Genomic DNA, 18,939 nt, shown 5'->3' on the forward strand with positions numbered 1-18,939 from the left:
CGCGGGTAAGTTCCGGCTCGGCGGCGAGGTGGAGGTAGGTGAAGAGGATCAGGCCCTTGCGGAAGCGGTGGTACTCGGCCTTGATGGGTTCCTTGACCTTCATCACCATGTCCGCACGTGCCCAGACCTCGTCGGCGTCGTTGACGATCTCGGCGCCGGCAATGGCGTATTCCTCGTCCGTGATGCCCGAGCCCAGTCCTGCGCCGCGTTCCACCAGCACGGTGTGGCCGTGGGTGCGGAACTCGTGGACACCGGCGGCGGTGATCGCCACGCGGTACTCATTGTTCTTGATTTCCTTGGGGACACCAATGATCATGGCGTGCCTTTCGTGTTGATGGTGGTGCCCGGTTTAGAGCAGCGTTGCTGCGGCGGTAAGGGAGGACTGGAGGATCTGTTCCATCTCGTCGAACTCGGGCTGTCCGATGATCAGGGGCGGGGATAGTTGGATGACGGGGTCGCCACGGTCATCGGCGCGGCAGTAGAGGCCGTTTTCGAACAGGTCTTTGGAGAGAAAGGTTTTGAGGACCCGTTGGCTTTCCTCCGCTGTGAAGGTTTCCTTCGTGGCTTTGTCTTTGACCAGTTCGATCCCGTAGAAGTAGCCGCTGCCGCGGACGTCGCCCACGATGGGTAGGTCCTTCAGCTTTTCGAGGGTTGAGCGGAACGCCGCTTCGTTGCCCAGCACATGCTGGTTGATGCCTTCGCGTTCGAAGAGGTCCAGGTTAGCCAGGGCCACGGCGGCGGCTACGGGGTGGCCGCCGAAGGTGTAGCCGTGCTTGAAGAAGGCTTCCCCGGTGGCGAAGGGTTCGAACAGGCGCTCCGACGCGATCATCGCCCCCATCGGAACATAGCCGCTGGTCAGTCCCTTGGCGCAGGTGATGATGTCCGGCACGTAGTCGAATTTCTCGGCGCCGAAATATGTCCCGAGCCTGCCGAACGCGCAGATGACCTCGTCGCTGACCAGCAACACATCGTATTGGTCACAGATTTCGCGGACGCGCTGGAAATACCCTGGCGGCGGCGGGAAGCAACCGCCGGCGTTTTGCACGGGCTCAAGGAATACCGCTGCCACCGTTTCCGGGCCTTCGGCCAGGATGGCCGCCTCGATCTCGTTGGCCGCCCACTGCCCGTAGGCGGCCAGATCGTCGGCGTGCTGTTCGGCCCGGTAGAAGTTCGTGCTCGGCACCCGGAACGTGGAGGGCACCAGCGGCTCGAAGTCCGCCTTCAGCGCAGGGATGCCCGTGATGGACAGGGCACCGTGGGTGGTGCCGTGGTAAGACGTGGTCCGGGAAAGGACCTTGTGCTTTTGAGGCCTGCCGGTGAGCCGGAAGTACTGCTTGGCAAGTTTCCAGGCAGATTCCACGGCTTCGCTGCCGCTGTTGGTGAAGAACACCTTGTTCAAATCACCCGGTGCCAGCGCGGCCAGCCGTTCCGCGAGCTGCGCGGCGGGCTTGTTGGCGTAGGACCATAGCGGAAAGAACGCCAGTTCGGATGCCTGGCGTGCCATGGCTTCGGCCAGTTCGGTGCGTCCGTGGCCCACCTGGACCACAAACAGTCCTGCCAGTCCGTCGAGGTAGCGCCGGCCGGCGTCGTCGTAAACGTAGGCGCCTTCACCGCGGACGATCAGCGGGAGGTCGTGGTCCGTCTGAGGTTGCGGGGAGAAGTGCAGCCACAGGTTCTCCCGGGCCGTTGCTCGCAGGCTGCTGCGTTCTTCCACTTGTTGGGTCATGCGGATCGCCTCTTCCAGGTCGATTGAGGGCTATTGAGGGCACGGGCCGCGGAATGGCGTGTCACAGGTCGAGTACCAGCCGGGGCGAGGCGGAGCGGGAAACGCAGATCATCATGCTGTTCCCGTTCTCGCGTTCGGTTTCGGTGAGCAGGTCGTCGCGGTGGTCTACTTTGCCGCAGAGGACCTTTACTTCGCAGGTGCCGCAGAAGCCCATTTCGCAGGATGAGGGATGCTGCACTCCCGCTGCCCGGACGGCGTCAAGGACGCTCTCGTTGGGCCCGACTGTGATGACGGTTCCGGTGCGTTCCAGTTCCACCTCAAAGCTTTCCGTAACGGCACCTGAGGGAGAGTCTTCGGGTCCATCGACGGGTGGAGCGGCGGGTGCGAAGCGTTCCAGGTGAAGCTGGTGCAGCCTGCCCGCGGCGGCCATGTGTGTGGAGAGTGCGTCCATGAGCCCGGCCGGTCCACAGGTGTAGACCGCAGCGGCGGGGTTGTCCCGGACGACGGCGGCGAGGTCCGGGTGGCCGTCGGTGTCCTGAGCGTACAGCTGCAGGGACGGGGCACGGAGCGATGCGAGTTCGCCGAGGAAGGCGAAGTGCTCCGCGGTTCGGGCGCCGTACACGAGTTTCCACGGCAGGCCGCGCTGCTGGACCTGGTGGATCATGGGCAGCAGGGGCGTGATGCCGATGCCGCCGGCCACGAAGACGTACTCCCCGGCGTCCGCCAGGGAGAAGTTCTGCCTTGGCGCGCCGATGCTCAGGATCCGCCCGGGGCGGAGTTCGCGGTGGACTTCCAGGGATCCGCCGCGGCCCTCGGGGAGTTCAAGGACCGCGATGCGGTATGTGGTGGCGTCAGCGGGGTCACCGCACACGGAGTACTGTCGCACCGTTCCGGAGGGCAGGTGCACATCCACATGGGCGCCGGGCGCCCAGGCGGGCAGGGGGCCGCCGTCGGTCCGGCCCAGCTCATAGGACGTGATGGATTCTGCTTCCCGCCTGGCGCTGTTAACGCGCACGTCAAGCAGCTGGCCGGCGGGCAGTGTCAGTTCGCGCTCATGCTGGAGCGTTGTCACGGGAATCCTCCTGAACCCTGTTCATCAGCTCAAGGAAGGAGCGCCGGTAGTTGAGGGTGAACAGGTCTGCCGGGACGGAGAACTCCTGCTGCTCGGCGTCCCACGGGATTTCCCGCGGTTCAACGGCTTCCACGATGGGCAGGTCTTCGAGGTAGACCATCTCTTCGATCCGCAGGCATTCGTCCAGGCCGGCACCCTTGTAGCCAACCTGGTTGGCCACGCCCCAGAAGATGGTCACGTGCTCATAGCTGATGGGGGAGGGGAACCCTGCCACCACGCGCTTGCCGAGTCGCTCGTAGTTGTACGTGATGGACGCGAGGCCGGGAGCGGCGCAGTGGTAGCGCATCATGCAGTCTCCGTCTTCGGCCCAGTCGCCGGTGCCGGCGTCCAGTGGCCGTTCCATCCAGACGTCCAGCCCGTCGCGGCTGACGGTCAGCGGCTCCACCACTTCAGGGGTGGGCCCCATGGAGACCTTGTGGACAAACGGGAAGTGGGCGACGTCCCGGAAGTTTTCGATAGTGACGCCGACGCCCACGGGGGAGTCCAGTGGTGTGGCGGCTACCCATTCGAGCTCAACGTCCCGCCATTCCTCGATGTCGTACATGTCCCGGATAGGGTCTTCGAGAACGGTCCATACGTGGCCGTATTTCTCGACCGCGGGATACGTTCTGATGGCGGCCTTCCCCGGGATCCTGCCCTGGTCCTCGAGTGACGGGATCCGGACGCAGGCGCCGGTGGAGCTGGCAAATTCCCAGCCGTGGTAGGGGCAGCCGATGGATTTTTGGTGCACCTCGCCCAGGGAGAGGTCACCGCCGCGGTGTGGGCAGCGGCGGTCCTGCACGGTCACGGTGCCTTCGCCGTCGCGGTAGATGACGAGCTTGGTGCCCAGCAGGGTGGCGGTCTGGGGCTTGTCCAGATCGCAGAGCCGCGCTACCGGGAACCAGGAGCGGCGCATGGCGGCTTCGGCCAGTTCCCGTTTGGTGGCGGGGGCTGTTTTTGGGCGTGCGGTATCAACTGTGGCAGTCATGGGAGGTCCTTTCTAGTGGCGCTGTCAGGCGCCGGGAATCAGTGCGCCGCCGTTGACGCTGATGGTTTGGCCGGTAATGAAAGCCGCGCTGTCGGAGGCGAGGAACGCCACAGCCGCGGCGATTTCGTGCGGGTCGCCCAGCCTGCCCAGCGGCACCGCGGCCAGTTCTTCGTCGTACGCGTCATCCGGAACCATCCGGGTGAGGATGGCCCCGGGAGCGACGGCGTTGACCAGGATGTTGTCCGTGATCAGCTCGCGGGACAGTGCCTTCATCAGGGAGAGCTGGGCGGCTTTGGAGGTCATGTAGCCGTAGGAGTGGCCGTCCGGCACCTGGCCCCACTGGGAGGAGATGAAGATGATCCGGGGCGCGCTGCTGTTGCGCAGAACCGGAACGGCGGCCCGGGTGATCGCGTAGGGCGCCAGCACGTTGACGTCGAAGTACGGCTGGAGGTTCGCAGCCGGCGTCTTGGCCAGCGTCTGCCAGTCATGCATCAGGCCAGCGTTATGGACCAGGATATCCAAGCCGTCCCATGTTCCGACGGCGGCATCGACAAGGCGCTGCCCGGCGTCGCCGGCGGTGATGTCAAGGCCCAGGGTCACGGCGCGGCGCCCGTACGTGGCCTCTATCTCCTCTGCCACGGCGTCGAGTTCCACCTCGTCCAGGTCCGCCAGTACCAGCTCGCAGCCGCGCGAGGCGAGCGTGCGCGCGTGGGCGGCGCCCATGCCGCGGGCCGCCCCCGTGATGATGGCGACCCTTCCATCAAGTCTGATGCCGGGGATCGCAAAGTTGCTCACTGAACGACTTCCATGATGTGGGGCTCGGTGATGTAGAGCATGTTGCCGTCGGGGTCGAAGAAGGGGCGGTAGCGGTACCAGGTGCCGTTTGGGTGTTTCCATTCGATCCGCTGGTCCACCCATTCGACCTTTCCGTCCAGGTGCGCTTCGGCGTCGTCGAGGTTGTCCACTTCAAAGGCGATGGAGTCGAAGCCGGGAGCATTGTCCTCGTTGACGGCCGTGCGGCGGGGTGCGTGTTCGCCGTTGTTGGACTTGAAGATGTAGAGGGTCACGTTGCCCATGTTGATGGCTGCCCATTCTTCGGCGGGCTCGTACGGCAGGTGGAAGTCAAGGCCCAGGGTGCCGTGGTAGAAGTCGGTCAGCCGGCCGACGTCGTGGGTGAGGATGTCCATGTTGTCGATGCGCTTGAGGTTCAGCACAGCGTTCTCCTTGAGTGTTGTGGTGGTGCTGGTTGGATAGGTGCAGGGGCCTCCGGCGTGCGCCGTGATGGTGCCGTTCTGAACGTTGAGGGAAACAGTGGCCAGGGTTGCGAAGCTCGTTTCTGCCTGGAGCAGGGGATCCACGTGGCAGCAGGTGGCTCCGCCGCCCAGCAGGTGTGAATCAAGCACGGCCACCAGGTCCTCTGCGGTGATCCGGGCTGCTGCGGCTTTGGCCGATAGCCGGCGGGCGCGGCGGCGGATGCCGTCAAGGCGCAGGACCGAGTCCGGTCCGTTGCGAAGTTCGGTGTCATGGGACGATGCCGGGCTGCTGAGGAAGTGGTTCGTGTGGATGAGCAGGCCGTCTCTGTCCGGCAGTGCATAGCCCACGCCTCCCGGGTTAAGTTCCACGCTCACGGCTGCGGACTCGCCTTCAGATTCGGCCACCAGTGTCAGGGACGAGGACGCGGAGACGGGAGCGGTGGCAAGTCTGATCAAGGCCTGGTTGAGGTTCCGGGCTTCGTCCAGGACTGCCCGGGCCAGAACGTGTACGGGAGCACCCAGAGTCTGGCCGTCCTTGTCGTGGTGGAGGATGTTGAAGAGGATCCCGAGCCTGTCGCTGTTCACGCCGATTTTGCCGAGAATGCCGAATTCGGTGACGGTGGTGGTGAGCCGGCCGTCGATGTGGGGGATTTCCCAGACGAGCCACAGGTCAGCCAGATCCGGGTACCAGTCCCAGGCTTGGACAGCTCCCGGTGGGCCCTCTGCGGGTAGATGCACGAGAGTGGAGCATTCCTTGGCAGCCGTACCTCCGGTGATCGCGAGGATTTCGGTGCGGGCGTTGATGGATGCCAGGGACGTCAACGGAACGCCGGCGCCTTCTGCCATGCCGGTGATCTCCTCCAGCAGCGCTGGGGAAATGGCCCGGATTTGGCCGATGGCAGCTTCGCCCCAGAAGTCCATGTCAACGGGTGCACCAGCGGCCCGGTCGAATAGGCGCTGATAGGCAGCTATTGATGCCCTGATCTGGCCAGCGTGGGCTCGGCCGAATTCGCGGCCGCGCGCTGCGGGGAGCAGTTCCGTGGAGCGGAATCGGTAGGGTGTCATGCCAGCTCCAGAAGGGACGGAGCGACGTGCTGAGCAATTTGGTCGAGGCGTGCGAACCAGACGTCATCGGAGGCAGCCATGTGTTCGATGACGCGTTCGAGTTGTGCCAGACGGTATGGCCGTCCGATGACTTCCGGGTGCATGGTGAAGCTTGTGTGGCGCTTTTCGTCGCGCGCCGATTCGAATTCGGCGGTCCAGCAGCGGTGGAGCTCTTCGGGGTCGGTCACGTTTCCGCCCCCGTCGATGTTCCATCCGAAGCGCGGGTAATCGTCCAGGGACCAGTGCACTGGCAGTTCCAGGATCTGCAGGCTGTTCCAGCGTTCAACGTAGGGCCGGTCATCGCCCATGCAGCTGGAGTCGTAGGTGAAGCCGTGTTCGACCAGCAACGCGAAGGTTTCCGGGGTGAGTTCCCACGACGTAGACCGGTAACCTGCAGGCCGGGGAGCCCCTGCCCGTTCAAGGGCCAGCAGTCCGCGTTCAATCTCATCACGCTGTTTTTGCAGGCTGACTTTATCGCTGCGCAGGTGCAGGTATCCGTGATGGGCTACTTCATGCCCGGCTTCCAGGAGGGCTGTCACCAGCCCGGGGTGGTGCTCTGCGGTGTAGCCGGGAACGAAGAATGTTGCGGGGATCCCGTAGCGTGAAAGGAGGTCCAGAATGCGGGGGACTCCGCGGGTGATCCCATAGCGGCCTTCGGAGAGAATCGTCAGGCGCCGGGCGTACTCGTCGCCTTCGCCGAGCCAACCAGCTTCAGCGTCGACGTCGAACGTCAGGGAGACGGCCGCGGCCTTGATATCGGGCCAGATGTTCACGGATTACTCCTTTTCGCCGATGGTGACGCGGTCTTCGCCGTGCGGCGCTTCCGGGGTGTCGGCCGCCGCTGGAGTGCTGTTTAGAGCGGGGTGGCGCCAGGTGATGGGTTGCTTTTCCTGCTTCAGCTGCCGGTAGACGTACAGGACGATGGACAGGGACAGGACCAGAATGCCGATGATGACTTCCTTGATGCCGCCGTAGCCGGTGATCTCGGTGCTGGCGATGCCCACCAGGAGGATAACGGTGTCCAGGGCTGCCAGGAACCCGGCGATATACACCCACTGCCGTCCGAGGCGGATGGGGCGTTCGGCGTCTGGCTGGTCCCGGCGGAGGTTGATGAAGCCAGTCAGGGACAGGATGTGGCAGATCAGGTACCCCATGATGCCTGCGACAATCACGGCGAGGGCGTCACCGACGAAGACGATCAGGACGACGTTCACGAGCAGGTCGAGCGACATGGCCCTGGCGGGGACCTTGGCTTTGTTCAGCTCACCGAGCTGGCGGATGGTGAGGCCTTCGAGTGCGCTGCCGTGCAGTACACGGCCTCCGGCGGCCGTGGTCATAACCATCATGAGCATCAGTCCGGCAATCAGGCAGATGGTCATCAGCCAGTCACTGCCAGGAATCAGCCGATCGAAGGCCTGCAGGTAGAACGTGACGGGGTTCTCCGCGATCTCTTCCTGCTGCACGAGTCCGCCCACCCCCAGAGGGACCATGAAGTAGACAGCGAGAACGAAGAACCCGGCGAGCCGCAGAGCGATGCGTGAATCACGGATGGTGTCGCGGAACTCGGGGACGAAGGAGGCGACGGCTTCAATGCCGTAGACGGACCAGGCCATAACGAACATCCAGGCGAGGACGGTCTGCCAGGCGGGGAAGCCGCTGGCGGACAGGTTCCAGTGCAGGTTGGCGAGGGACCACTCTCCGCTGAAGAAGGGTGCGGCTGCGAAGACGGCGATGGGAATGAGGATCAGGACGCCGGTGACATACATGATCGACATCGCGGGGCGCATGCCCAGAACGTTCAGTCCCCATCCCAGCACCAAGACAGCCAGGGCCACGATGTGAGGGAATCCTATTTCTGCCAGTCCAGTGGAGAACGTCCATATCTGGTCCGGAAACCACTCGGCCTGTACCAGTGTGCCGATCTGCAAGCCGTAGATCGCCAGTGAGCTTGACCAACTGAACCAGTACCCGAAGGTCGCGACGGGTCCGGCCAGTGTGGTGCGCGTGCGCCAGCCCTGGTTGGCATACATCGAGATTCCGCCGACCTTGTCGCCGAACATTCCCGCCATTTCCGAATAGACGTAGTTCTGCAGGCAGGCGATGACGGCTACGGCAAAGGCCAGTGCGATAGCGGTCCACGCCCCGAGTGAACCCATGGCATAGCCGATGACGATGAAAAGTGCAGCAGGGATGGAGAGGCTGATGGTGAATCCGTCCCACCATCGAAGGGTCTTTTGATAGGCGTGATCGCCGGCTATGGAGTCGTGAGTGCTCACAGTGCGGGTCTCCTTGGTTGCGCCCCTTGGGGCAACGGGGCGTGTCAGGCACGCCGAGATTCTCGACGCTGAGGGTTTCGGTCACCTGCCACGCAAGCTGGTGTATGTGATGACCGTAACATTAAGCATTGCGAGGCACAAGGGCCAGCTGTTTACGTATTGCGCAGCTTCGGGGCCGCATGTCAACGCAAAGTGGCCAAAGCGGGCGTGTTGGGGGAGTGGAACGCAAACCGTCGGCTATTCTGGGCTGCATGACCGACTTTGCGCTTGACGACCTTGACCGGGGCATTATGCGCGAACTGGAACTCGACGGTCGACGGGCATTCCGGGAGATCGGCCGCAATTTGGGCACGTCAGAGGCCACCGTTAGGGCGAGAGTAAAAAGACTCCAGGACCAGAACATCCTTCGGATCATCGCGTTCGCAGACCCGGCATCCCTAGGGCGCACTCAGCTCGGGATTGTGTTCTTGGAAGTTGAACCTGACCAGCACGAAGCTGTAGTCGAAGCAGTTTCAGCATTGCCCGAGGTCACCTACGTTTCGACCATCCTTGGAAGGGCGGACCTTTGCGTTGAGGTGCTGAGCAACGACAACAACGCCTTATGGACGATTCTCAATGAGCGGATCGGGCGGCTGCCGGGCGTCAGACGAATGGAAACAACCACAGTATTAAAGGTGCACAAGCTCAGGTACCAGAGCCCGACCGGACCCTAGCCGCAAAGACTTCGCGCCTTGGTACCGCATCGCTAGCGGCTTCGAGACGCCTAACTCCAAGCCGCGTGCGGGCGCTGCAACACTCGCTCCCGAAACGCCGACAGTTGATCTTCCTTGCACCTTTTGGCCCAGATTTCCTGGACGTTCCCGCTGTGAACCGGGGGCTGGCCGAGCAGTTCTGACAACCGGAGTCAGGCAAGAAACGCGGAGAACGCTGCCAGGAAACAGGCCCTTTTGCAGGCACTCTCCGCCTATTCTGAATGTGCCGATAATAGAGAATCCGTCAAGCTAGCTGCATGACCGAATGTGCTCGGATCGGCTATAGGTGGGCTACCTATATTGACTTCTGCGCGCCCCAGGCCCTGTCACGAGGGGCAGCATGCGCTTCTATGAGACTGGCTACTTCTTGTGAGCTGTGGGCTGATGCGAAAGCCGAGCTGAGGCCCGCCACGCGTGCTCCGGCGTCGAGCATGTCCTTCGTGTTGTTGATGGTCATGCCGCCGGTGGCCACGAAGTTGATGTGGGGGAAGGGGCCGAGCATGGCCTTTATCCAGGTGGGGCCGAGTTCGGAGGCGGGGAATGCTTTGAGCCAGGTCAGGCCGAGGCGCTGGGCTTGCAGGATTTCGCTGGCGGTTGCGACGCCGGGGAGGTGTGGGATGCCACGCTGCGCGCTTTCTGCGACTATTTCGGGGTCGAGTCCGGGGGAGACGGTGAAGGAGACACCCGCAGTGGCGGCTGTGTCGAGCTGTTCCAGGGTGGTTACGGTGCCTGCACCCACTTTCCGGCCCTGTTGGGCCGCGGCCTTGACGGCGGCTTGTAGGGAGGCGAGGGCGTCGGGGGTTTGGATGGGTACTTCGACGTGCTCGACGCCGGCGGCCCAGGCGTTTTCCGCGTATTTGACGGTGGTGGCTGGGTCCAGTCCTCGGAGGACGGCGATGACTGGGGTACGGAAGAAGTCTCCCTGGAACCATTCTGCGGTCGTCATGGGTTTCCCTAGTTAGTGGCTTGAAGCGTGGGCAGGTTGGGGTGCTGTGAGTCCGTGGCCTGGGCGGAAGTCGCCGCGTGTGCCGAGTGTCCATGCTGCTACTGAATGGCCCAGTGAGAGCCGGTCCGTGGGGGTGGCTCCGCGCAGGAGTCCTGCGAGGTAGCCGGCGGCGAATGCGTCGCCGGCACCGACGGGTTCAATAACTTCAACTGCGCGTGCCGGTGTGCGGTGAACCTCCTCGACGCCGGCCGGATTACGGACGAATTCCACGGCCTCGGTTCCGCCGTCCTTCACCACCAGATGGGCAGGTTCGGAAAGCAGCCCGGCAACGTCCTCAACGGTTGCGCACCCCCAGAGGACGTTCGCCTCATCGAGGCCGACGAGGACGACGTCGGCGCGGCGGGCCAGTTCGAGCAGGACGGGGGCAGCGTCGCCAGCGGGCCAGAGGGCGCTGCGATAATTCACGTCGAATGAGGTGGGTGCGCCGAGGGCTGAGCGGACGTCGAAGAGCCCCTCAAGGAAGGAGCGGCAACCCGGGGATAGTGCCGCGTTGATTCCCGAGACGTGAACCCAGGGCACTGTCGCGAGGCCCCACCTAGAAACAGCATCCGGTTCCATCAGCGACGCAGCGGAGCCCTGGCGGTAGTACAGGGTCCTGGCCCCGGCTCCGGTGTCGGGCTCTTTGAAATACACGCCGGTTGGTGCGTTGGCATCCACTTCGGCACGGGAGACATCCACACCCCGCCCGGCCAGGACGCGCAGGATGCGTTCCCCGAAAGGATCGTTCCCCACCCTCCCGGCCCAGGCCGCGGCGATTCCGAGTTCCGCGAGCTGGGCGGCAACGTTCGATTCCGCGCCGCCGATCCCCAGCAGGCATTGCTCGGCGACGGTCAGTGATTCGGTGGAAGCCGGTGCGACGACGGCCATCGTCTCTCCGACGCAGACCACCGATGGCTCGCGGGCGTCCGGGGCTCCCGCACGGGTGGGTAGGCTCACCGGCCCAGCCATCCGCCGTCGACCGGCAGCACGACACCGGAGACGTAATCGGAGGCCCGGCTGGCCAGGAACACCGCGGCGCCGCCGAGGTCACCGGCGTTTCCCCATCGTCCGGCGGGGATCCGGTCCAGGATGGAGCGGCTGCGCTCGGGATCATCCTGGAGGGCCTGGGTGTTGTCGGTGGCGATGTAGCCCGGCGCGATGGCGTTCACGTTGACACCGGCAGCGGTCCATTCGTTGGCGAGGGCCTTCGCCAGGCCGGCGATGGCTGACTTTGACGCTGTGTATCCGGGGACGTTGATGCCGCCCTGGAAACTCAGCAGCGAGGCGGTAAAAATGATCTTGCCCCCGCCCCGGGCCATCATGGACCGGCCTACTGCCTGGGTGAGGACGAATTGGCTGCTGAGGTTGACTTCAACCACCCGGTCCCACAGTTCCAGGGGATGCTCGGCTGCCGGGGCGCGCTCGATGGTGCCGGCATTGTTCACGAGGATGTCTACGCCCATGGACTCGAGCCGGCCGGCCAGGTCAAGGACAGCGGTGCGGTCGGCGAAGTCGACCTGCATGGCGGTGAACGTGCGTCCGGTGGCTTGGACGCGGCGGGCAACATCGCCGCCGTCGGGCTCCATGGACGCGCTCACGCCGATGATGTCCGCTCCGGCATTTGCCAGGGCTTCTGCGATGGCGAGCCCGATTCCCCGGCGGGCGCCGGTGACGACGGCGGTGGTCCCGGTCAGGTCAAAGAGTCCGGTCAGCTGGGTCTGTGCGGTGCTCATGACGCCGTTCCTGATCCGACGTTGATGAGGACTTTCATAGCCTGGCCGCTTTCGAGCGTTGCGAAGGCCTGCGCGGTTTCTGTGATGGGTTCGACGCCGGTGATGAGCTGGTCGGCGGGGATCACACCGGTGCTGAGCAGTTCCACGGCGCGTTCGAAGTCGGTGCGCTGGTAGACCCGGGCCCCGAGGATGCGCAGTTCGCGCCAGAAGACCTGCTGGAGGTTCACCGGCCGGGGCTGGGGGTGGATGGCGACGACCACGATGGTGCCGCGGACTTTGGCCAGCCCGGTGGCCCCGGCGATGGCGGCGGCTGCACCGGAAACCTCGAAGACGATGTCGGCCCCGGCGCTGCCGGTCCATTCGTTGACCCAGGCGGCCTGGTCCTGGGTGCCGGGGTCGAGGACCTCGAAGCCGAGGTCCGCGATGGCCTGCCGCCTGCCGGGGTCGATTTCGGCGACCACCACGCGGGCTCCTTCGTGCCGGGCGACAATGGCTATGAGTGCACCGATGGGGCCACCACCGATCACCACTGCATGATCGCCGCGTGCAAGTTCTGCCCGGCGCACGTCGTGGACCGCGACGGCGACCGGTTCCACCAGGGCGGCATGATCCAGCCGGAGGTCTTCCGGCAGCGGAACGACCTGGTCGGCCGCGACGTTCCACAGCCGCTGCAAGGCACCGGGCGAGTCGATACCGATGAAGTTCAGGTTGTGGCAGATGTGGTGGTGGCCGGCCTGGCAGGCGGGGCAGGTGCCGTCCCAGTCCAGGGGCATGACAGTGACGTGGTCACCGACCTGCCAGCCTTCCACGCCCTCGCCCAGCCCGGCGATGATACCGCTCATCTCGTGCCCGAGGATCGCGGGGACGCTGACGCGGCTGTCCATGCTGCCGTGGAGGATGTGAAGGTCGGTCCCGCAGATGCCCGTGTAGGCGACCTCGATCCGTACCTGTCCCGGGGCGGGCGGTTGGGCGTCAGCCTCGCTGATGCCGATTTCCCGGTTGCCGAGGTAGGTGGCCGTGAGGATCGTGTTTTCTGTCGCTGCCATTACTTTTTCCGGTTCTCGAAGGCGAAGACGTCTGAAATGAGGCCTTCTTCGTAGCCGAAGCCCGGTGCCATGGGCGCGCGGACCATGCCGTCGGGGCCAACCTCGGGATTCGACTCGATGGGGTTGCCGTGGATCAGGGCCTCGTAGTAGGTGGTGTTGCTGATCGCCATGCACAGGTGTTGGTGGATCACGCTGGGGCCGTGGACCTCGGCCCGGACCTGGTAGGCGTCGGCCAAGTGGGCGATCCGCATGGCGCCGGTCACGCCGCCCTTGAGCGGGGTGCTGGTGCGCACATAGGCGGCGCAGCCGCTGGCGAGGAAGTCGGCGGTGTTCATGTGGGCGCCGTCGGATGTTTCCGCGACCAGCAGCGGCACCCGGACCTTCTCAGCCAGCCATTTGTGGGAGGTGACGCTGAATTCGCGCATCGGCTCCTCGTACCAGAGGTACCCGGCGTCGCTCAGGGCATGCCCGAGGTAGATGGCGTCGGGGAGGTCGAAGCCGGCGGAGCCGTCATACATCAGCTCGATTTTGTCCCCCACGTGATCGCGGAGCTTGGTGCTCAGCTCGGCGTCCCGGCGGGCGTCGCCCCAGGCGTGCAGTTTGATAGCAGAGTAGCCTGCCTCCAGGCACTGGTCGGCAATGTCGAGGTACTCTTCGACGCTGCCGTAGGTCACGGTGGAGGCGTAGGCGGGAATGGCTTCGCGGTGGCCGCCGAGGAGCTTCCAGACCGGGAGCCCGGCGGCTTTTCCGGCGAGGTCCCAGAGCGCAACGTCGACAAGGCCAAGGACGTAGATCGGGAACTCCTCAACCCTGTCCAGCTCCCACATCCGGTGCCAGAGGAACTCGCGCATCAGAGGGTCGGCGCCGAGCAGTTCGTCGCGGATCCTGCGGTCGACGATGTCCTTGGCGATCACGCCGCGACGGACGTGGGCTTCGCCGTAAATGCCTTCGTCGGTGTGGATCCGCAGGATGGCTGAGGTGCTGGCGGGCTCGGATCCGGGCAGGCCCTTGCGCCACTGGAAGCCGGGCCAGGCGGGGTTGTCCTTGAGCTGGACCTCGACGTCGATGATTTTCATGAGCTTTCCTCTGCTGTCAGAAGTTGGTGTTGAAGTCGGCCACGATGGAGTCGGCGGCCTGCGAGACGGAGGCCTTGCCGACCAGCAGGGCCTGGAACTGGACCAGGACGGAGTTGTCCTGCCACGCCTGCATGCCGGTGAAGTACTCCGGCGTTGTGCCCCGCTCAATTTGCTTGAGGGCCGCGGCGAACAAGGGGTCCGAGGTGATGGTGGGGGAGGACTGGCCGGAGGTGCTGGCAGGGAAGTAGCCGGTGGCGTTGAACATGTCCAGCTGCGGTGCTGCCGAGCCCCAGTACTCGAGCCAGCTCAGGGAGGTGGCGGCGCCGTCGAGGGTCATCAGGCCGTTGCCAAGCGGCTGGATCCAGCCTGTTTCGAACTCCGCCTTCGGCATCGGGGCGGTCATGACCTGCACACCTGATTTGAGTGCGGCGGTGACTGACTTGAGGGATCCGGTGTGGTGCATCAGCATGCCGGTGTTGCCGTTGAGGAAGGACTGGAAGACTTGGGTGTAGCCGTCACTCGGTGCGCTCAGGGCTGCTGACTTGTCCACCAGGTACGGTGCCGAATACTCCTCCAGCGCTGTGGCCACGGCTTCCTTCTTCAGGGCCGGCTTGCCGTCGGCGTCCACCAGGGGGCCGTTGAAGGCGCGGATCATCTTGATGATGTGCTCGCCGCCGCCGGCGCCGCCGCGCAGGGCGAACCCGTGCCTGCCACGGGCGGGATCGGTCATGGTCTTGGCCAGTTGGCGGAACTCGGCCCAGGTGGCCGGGGGAGCGGACAGCCCCGCTTCCTGCAGCCAGTCGGCCCGGTAGTAGTACCAGTCCACGAACATGGCCGAGGGGACTGCGTAGACACGGTCCTGCCGTTTGAAGGGGGCAAGGATCTTGTCTGCGATGTCGGACTTGCCGCTCCATGCCGACAGGGGGTCGGTGAGATCCACGAGTCCCTGCATGGCAACCATGTCCTGGACCCGGTTGGCGTGGACCATCACAGAGTTCGGGACGCTGCGGGACTGGACCGCGGTGGTGAACTTGGTCATGAAGTCGCTGTTGGGGATCGACTCTGACTTCAGCGTCACCTGTGGATAGTTCTTTGCGTAGCCCGAGGTGACGGCACCGAAGCCGCGGCGTTCGTCCTCGCCGGTGAAGTGGTTCCAGTAGGTGACCTCGCCTTTCGCGTCGGCGGGTGAGGCCGCCTGAATGGATGCTGCGGAGGGGGCGGACTGGGTGGCGCCGGGCACGCAGCCGGCAAGGGCTGCTCCCGCTCCGGCGAGTCCGAGAAGGCTCACGAAGCGTCGTCGGTTCATGTCCATGGGGTGAATCCTTTCAAAAGAATGCGTGTGGGAAGGGGTGAAAAAGTTGGCGCGGGTCAGTCTTTGAGGCCGCCGGCGGTGAGCCCGGCAACCATGGAGCGGCCGGCGATGGCGAAGCCGACGACGACGGGGAGCAGGCTCAGGACGGTGGCGGCTGCGAGTTGGCCCCAGGGGAGCTGGAATTCACCGATCAGCAGGCGCAGTCCGACGGGCCAGGTGCGGGAGTCGTCGCTGGAGGTAAGGAGCAGGGCGAACAGGATGTCGTTCCAGGCCTCAATGGCGACCAGGACGGCGCTTGCGGCCAGGCCGGGCCGGACGCAGGGCAGGACGATGCGGAAGAGGGCGCCCATTCGGCTGCAGCCATCCACGCGTGCTGCGTTCTCGAGGTCCACGGGGAGGGCGTCGAAGAAGCCCTTCATGAACCACAGGGCCGCCGGCATGGTGAACGTTGTGTAGGTCAAGGCCAGCGCGATGCTGGTGTCCAGAAGCCCGAGCTGCTGGATGAGCATGTAGATCGGGATGAGCAGCAGTACGCCGGGCACGATGCGGACAGCGAGGAAGCCGGCCTGCAGGGCGCCGTTGCCGCGGAACTTGGCGCGGGAGAGGCTGTAGGCGGCCAGTGTTGCCAGGGTCAGGCTGAGGACAACGGTGATGGCGCTGGTGACGAAGCTGTTCCACAGCAGTTTGGGAAAGTCGGTCTGGTTCCAGGTGGCGATGTAATTGTCGAACGTGAACCCGGCCGGGATGAAAGACGTGGACCGGGCGATAATGTCCGACTCGTGCCGGAAGGAGGTGTAGATGAACCACAGGACGGGGAACAGTGCGAAGACGAGCATCGCGGCGATCCCGATGTTGCCCAGCAGGTTTCCGGAAGGACGGCGGCGGGACGCGGCTGGGGCTTTGGGCTTGCGCTTGATGGGGGCCATTGAGGATACGGCGGTCATCTCAGCGCTCCTTAGTTGAGTTGACGCGGACGTAGACAGAGGTGAAACCGATGACGACGACGAGCAGGGCAACCGCGATGGCAGAGGCGTAGCCGAAGTCGAAGCGCTGGTAGGCCTGCTGGAAGGCGTACAGCGACAGCACCTGGGTCGAGTCGCCGGGGCCACCGTTGGTCAGCAGAAGCAGCATGGTGGGGGAGTTGGCCAGCCGAATTCCCTCCAGCAAGGTTGAGGCGATGACCACGGGCTTGAGCAGGGGCCACACAACGTGCCGGAAGTAGCCGAAGCGCGTGGCCCCGTCCAGGGCAGCGGCCTCGGATAATTCCTCGGGGATTCCCTGCAGGGCTGCGAGGAGGAACAGTGCGAAGAACGGGTAGGAGCGCCAGAGTTCCACGAGCAGCGCGCCCCATAGTGCGAGGTTCGGATCGGCCAGCACTCCCTGGCCACTTATATCTATCCCCACAAGACTGAGCATCTTGGTCAGCACGCCGTAGCGGGGGTCGATCATAAAGGCGAACATGTAGGCAGCCGCGATCGGCGGCAGGAACCAGGGAAGCATAACGATGGTGCGGGCGATCCAGATGTTCTTGGAACGCCGGTTCAGGACCACGGCGGCGATGAGGCCAACAATGAACTGACTGACGACCCCCACCACGACATAGATCGCGGTATTCCAAGCCGCAGTAAGAATGACCGGGTCCTGCGCCATACGGGCGAAGTTCTCAAACCAGACAAAGGGCCGGCCAAGATCAGGGCGGGTCATGACAACGGTGTGAAGGCTTAGGGAGATGCCGGTCAGCAGCGGATAGGCGATCACCGCGACGACGAGCACGATGCTGGGCGCCAGGAGTGCCCACGCCCAAGCGACGCTGCTGTTCCTGCTGAACCTGCGAAGGAAGGGCAGTTTGCCCCGGCTGTTTTCGGGCGGTGTAGCCCTGCGTTCTTGTGGTGGCAAAGCGGCGCTACTCTGGGCGGCTCTGCCTGGACTGTGAACTGGCATACAAAAATCATTCCTCATACGTTTCACGTATGTCAAGTGATGTATGATTCAGCTATGGCAATGGCAGAACCTTTGGACTTTGATGGTCCGGCGACTTTTCAGCTCACTAACAGCTCCCGTCGGCCGAAACGGCTGGCCCAGGCAATAGTTGATGACCTATTGGGCCGCATCATCCGTGGTGAGCTCCCTGCCGGCACTGTCTTGCCCCCGGAAACCGAACTCGGATCCGGCTACGATGTCTCGCGCACCGTCACCCGCGAAGCCATCAAGTCACTTGAAGACAAGGGCGTCGTGCGGGCGAAACAAGGACTCGGCACCACGGTTAGCCCTGCCGAGGAATGGAACATCTTGGACCCGGGAGTACTCGCCCTCGCCATCCGTTATGACAAGGACCTTCGCGTCCAGACCGAACTTTCCAACCTCCGCGTTGCGCTGGAAGGGCAAATGGCCGCCCAGGCCGCAACCCAGGCCACTGCCGAAGACGTGGGCGAACTCCGCGCCATCATCACCCAAATGGCCAAGGAGACCAGCAACCCTAAGACATACCTGGACCTCGACTTTGAGTTCCACGGCACCATCATGCGCATCTCCGGCAGCTGGCTGACCCGACGGATTGTCCGCAATATCCACGAACAAGTCCGAAAACAACTTCATTGGGTCCCCGCCCAGAGCGCCGAACTCACCGAAACCCACGCCGAACACGTAGCCATCTTCGAGGCTATTTCACGCAACGACCCTGCCGAAGCCCAATTCGCCGTCACCCAACACATCCAAAACGCCTGGTCCAGGCGCCGGGACCAGCTGCAGAAAGTCGCCGACAAAGTGTTCTCTTGACGCTCAACGACTGCACAAATCATGCAGCAGTTAAGAAACTTTGGCAGCAAGATCCACCCTGAGGTGTGGCCAACCAGAGGGAACCGCCATCTTGGGCCCCGCGCCACAACTCCAAACCTTTGGCCACTAGCAGCGGTGCTCTGCCAGCTGCTGCCCTGTGACTGGACAGTTGTCCCGGCGAGGGATAACTTCAGGGCAGCACCTCCTGGTGCTGCTACCGGGAGGCCTACGAAAGCGACCGGCAGACCCCTCCATACCGAAGGTTCCAGCGTGAGCGCAACCCATTTCGATGACTTCATTAGGGACGCGATCAACAGTGACCCAGGCAGCGACAAAGGCCTGAGCTCTGAAGAGCTCTTCGGCCTTTACACCAGCTGGTGCCTGCTCACGGAGTGCCCTTCGGAGTCTGCGGATTCCCTGTGGCGTGCGCTCATCGGTAGGGGTATCATCCCCGGGAAAAATGCTCTTGCGATGACCGGGCCCGCGGCGGCCGACTACATACTTTCAAGCGCGCCTGGTCTAGTTTGAGACTTTTCATCGGCTCCTAATAGAAGCTTTCTGACCGCTGGAGAGTCAGTGCCTTTCGATGATGATGCCATTGAAGCACGAGCTTCTGATTGCCCCTCGAAAGTGCACCGGACAGCCCCTTTTCGAGGCACTCCCCCGGCCATTTTCAACTGGCATACACGGTTATTCATGGCACGGGAGTAGAAGCAGGCCCAGCCGAGTTCCGCGCCCGGGCTTGAGTTCTAGCGGATATCAGGTGAGTCCCTGGATCAGTCGTTTGACGTCCTTCACTGAC

General features: G+C 64.0%; 18 protein-coding genes and 1 pseudogene. 3 read left to right on the top strand and 16 right to left on the bottom strand.

Features of this window, described 5'->3' with window-relative positions; all coding sequences use genetic code 11:
- From M8J71_RS23190 to M8J71_RS23225, 8 genes and pseudogenes are all read right to left on the bottom strand, one after another.
- Window positions 1-316: pseudogene (locus tag M8J71_RS23190) on the bottom strand (alanine dehydrogenase); the annotation flags it as partial.
- Window positions 317-349: 33 nt separating this feature from the next.
- On the bottom strand, window positions 350-1,726 hold the full coding sequence (locus tag M8J71_RS23195) for an aspartate aminotransferase family protein (RefSeq protein WP_256250220.1): 1,377 nt from the start codon (window positions 1,724-1,726) through the stop codon (window positions 350-352).
- 61 nt (window positions 1,727-1,787) lie between these two features.
- Window positions 1,788-2,798 (bottom strand): PDR/VanB family oxidoreductase, encoded by a 1,011-nt coding sequence (locus M8J71_RS23200; RefSeq protein ID WP_256250221.1) that lies wholly within the window; start codon window positions 2,796-2,798, stop codon window positions 1,788-1,790.
- Entirely contained in the window at window positions 2,779-3,825 is a 1,047-nt protein-coding gene (locus M8J71_RS23205; protein ID WP_256250222.1) for an aromatic ring-hydroxylating oxygenase subunit alpha, read from the bottom strand. Before M8J71_RS23205 ends, M8J71_RS23200 begins: the two co-directional genes overlap by 20 nt.
- 24 nt (window positions 3,826-3,849) lie before the next feature.
- Entirely contained in the window at window positions 3,850-4,620 is a 771-nt protein-coding gene (locus tag M8J71_RS23210) for an SDR family NAD(P)-dependent oxidoreductase (RefSeq protein WP_256250223.1), read from the bottom strand.
- Window positions 4,617-6,143, bottom strand: coding sequence for a C45 family autoproteolytic acyltransferase/hydolase (locus tag M8J71_RS23215; RefSeq protein ID WP_256250224.1), 1,527 nt, complete (start codon window positions 6,141-6,143; stop codon window positions 4,617-4,619). The genes M8J71_RS23210 and M8J71_RS23215 overlap by 4 nt, the downstream gene beginning before the upstream one ends.
- Window positions 6,140-6,955: a polysaccharide deacetylase family protein gene (locus tag M8J71_RS23220; protein ID WP_256250225.1), complete on the bottom strand. Its 816-nt coding sequence runs from the start codon at window positions 6,953-6,955 to the stop codon at window positions 6,140-6,142. The genes M8J71_RS23215 and M8J71_RS23220 overlap by 4 nt, the downstream gene beginning before the upstream one ends.
- A gap of 3 nt (window positions 6,956-6,958) precedes the next feature.
- On the bottom strand, window positions 6,959-8,458 hold the full coding sequence (locus M8J71_RS23225) for an APC family permease (RefSeq protein WP_256250226.1): 1,500 nt from the start codon (window positions 8,456-8,458) through the stop codon (window positions 6,959-6,961).
- A gap of 251 nt (window positions 8,459-8,709) precedes the next feature.
- Here M8J71_RS23225 and M8J71_RS23230 point away from each other — a divergent pair, with 251 nt between their 5' ends.
- Complete coding sequence (locus M8J71_RS23230; protein WP_256250227.1) at window positions 8,710-9,171, top strand: Lrp/AsnC family transcriptional regulator; 462 nt, start codon at window positions 8,710-8,712, stop codon at window positions 9,169-9,171.
- Window positions 9,172-9,505: 334 nt separating this feature from the next.
- Here the strand turns inward: M8J71_RS23230 and M8J71_RS23235 are convergent, their stop codons facing one another.
- From M8J71_RS23235 to M8J71_RS23270, 8 genes are read right to left on the bottom strand one after another with little or no spacing between them, the layout of a single operon-like run.
- A complete protein-coding gene (locus tag M8J71_RS23235) occupies window positions 9,506-10,156 on the bottom strand; it encodes a bifunctional 4-hydroxy-2-oxoglutarate aldolase/2-dehydro-3-deoxy-phosphogluconate aldolase (protein ID WP_256250228.1) in 651 nt (216 codons plus the stop codon).
- A 12-nt stretch (window positions 10,157-10,168) separates the two neighbouring features.
- Window positions 10,169-11,152, bottom strand: coding sequence for a sugar kinase (locus M8J71_RS23240; RefSeq protein WP_256250229.1), 984 nt, complete (start codon window positions 11,150-11,152; stop codon window positions 10,169-10,171).
- Window positions 11,149-11,928 (bottom strand): SDR family oxidoreductase, encoded by a 780-nt coding sequence (locus M8J71_RS23245; RefSeq protein WP_256250230.1) that lies wholly within the window; start codon window positions 11,926-11,928, stop codon window positions 11,149-11,151. The genes M8J71_RS23240 and M8J71_RS23245 overlap by 4 nt, the downstream gene beginning before the upstream one ends.
- Entirely contained in the window at window positions 11,925-12,974 is a 1,050-nt protein-coding gene (locus M8J71_RS23250; RefSeq protein WP_256250231.1) for a zinc-dependent alcohol dehydrogenase, read from the bottom strand. The genes M8J71_RS23245 and M8J71_RS23250 overlap by 4 nt, the downstream gene beginning before the upstream one ends.
- Window positions 12,974-14,050, bottom strand: coding sequence for an enolase C-terminal domain-like protein (locus M8J71_RS23255; RefSeq protein WP_256250232.1), 1,077 nt, complete (start codon window positions 14,048-14,050; stop codon window positions 12,974-12,976). Before M8J71_RS23255 ends, M8J71_RS23250 begins: the two co-directional genes overlap by 1 nt.
- Window positions 14,051-14,066: 16 nt before the next feature.
- On the bottom strand, window positions 14,067-15,362 hold the full coding sequence (locus M8J71_RS23260; protein WP_256250233.1) for an ABC transporter substrate-binding protein: 1,296 nt from the start codon (window positions 15,360-15,362) through the stop codon (window positions 14,067-14,069).
- Between the two features lie 56 nt (window positions 15,363-15,418).
- Window positions 15,419-16,306 carry a carbohydrate ABC transporter permease gene (locus tag M8J71_RS23265; RefSeq protein WP_256250234.1) on the bottom strand — a complete coding sequence of 296 codons (888 nt, stop codon included), beginning with the start codon at window positions 16,304-16,306 and terminating at the stop codon, window positions 15,419-15,421.
- Between the two features lies 1 nt (window position 16,307).
- Window positions 16,308-17,258 carry a carbohydrate ABC transporter permease gene (locus tag M8J71_RS23270; RefSeq protein ID WP_256250235.1) on the bottom strand — a complete coding sequence of 317 codons (951 nt, stop codon included), beginning with the start codon at window positions 17,256-17,258 and terminating at the stop codon, window positions 16,308-16,310.
- 99 nt (window positions 17,259-17,357) lie between these two features.
- Here M8J71_RS23270 and M8J71_RS23275 point away from each other — a divergent pair, with 99 nt between their 5' ends.
- Window positions 17,358-18,137 (top strand): FadR/GntR family transcriptional regulator, encoded by a 780-nt coding sequence (locus tag M8J71_RS23275; RefSeq protein WP_256250236.1) that lies wholly within the window; start codon window positions 17,358-17,360, stop codon window positions 18,135-18,137.
- Window positions 18,138-18,407: 270 nt separating this feature from the next.
- Window positions 18,408-18,665, top strand: coding sequence for a hypothetical protein (locus tag M8J71_RS23280; protein WP_256250237.1), 258 nt, complete (start codon window positions 18,408-18,410; stop codon window positions 18,663-18,665).
- Window positions 18,666-18,939: the final 274 nt, after the last annotated feature.

This window comes from Pseudarthrobacter sp. R1 (assembly GCF_024494415.1).
In the GTDB taxonomy this organism is placed as follows: domain Bacteria; phylum Actinomycetota; class Actinomycetes; order Actinomycetales; family Micrococcaceae; genus Arthrobacter.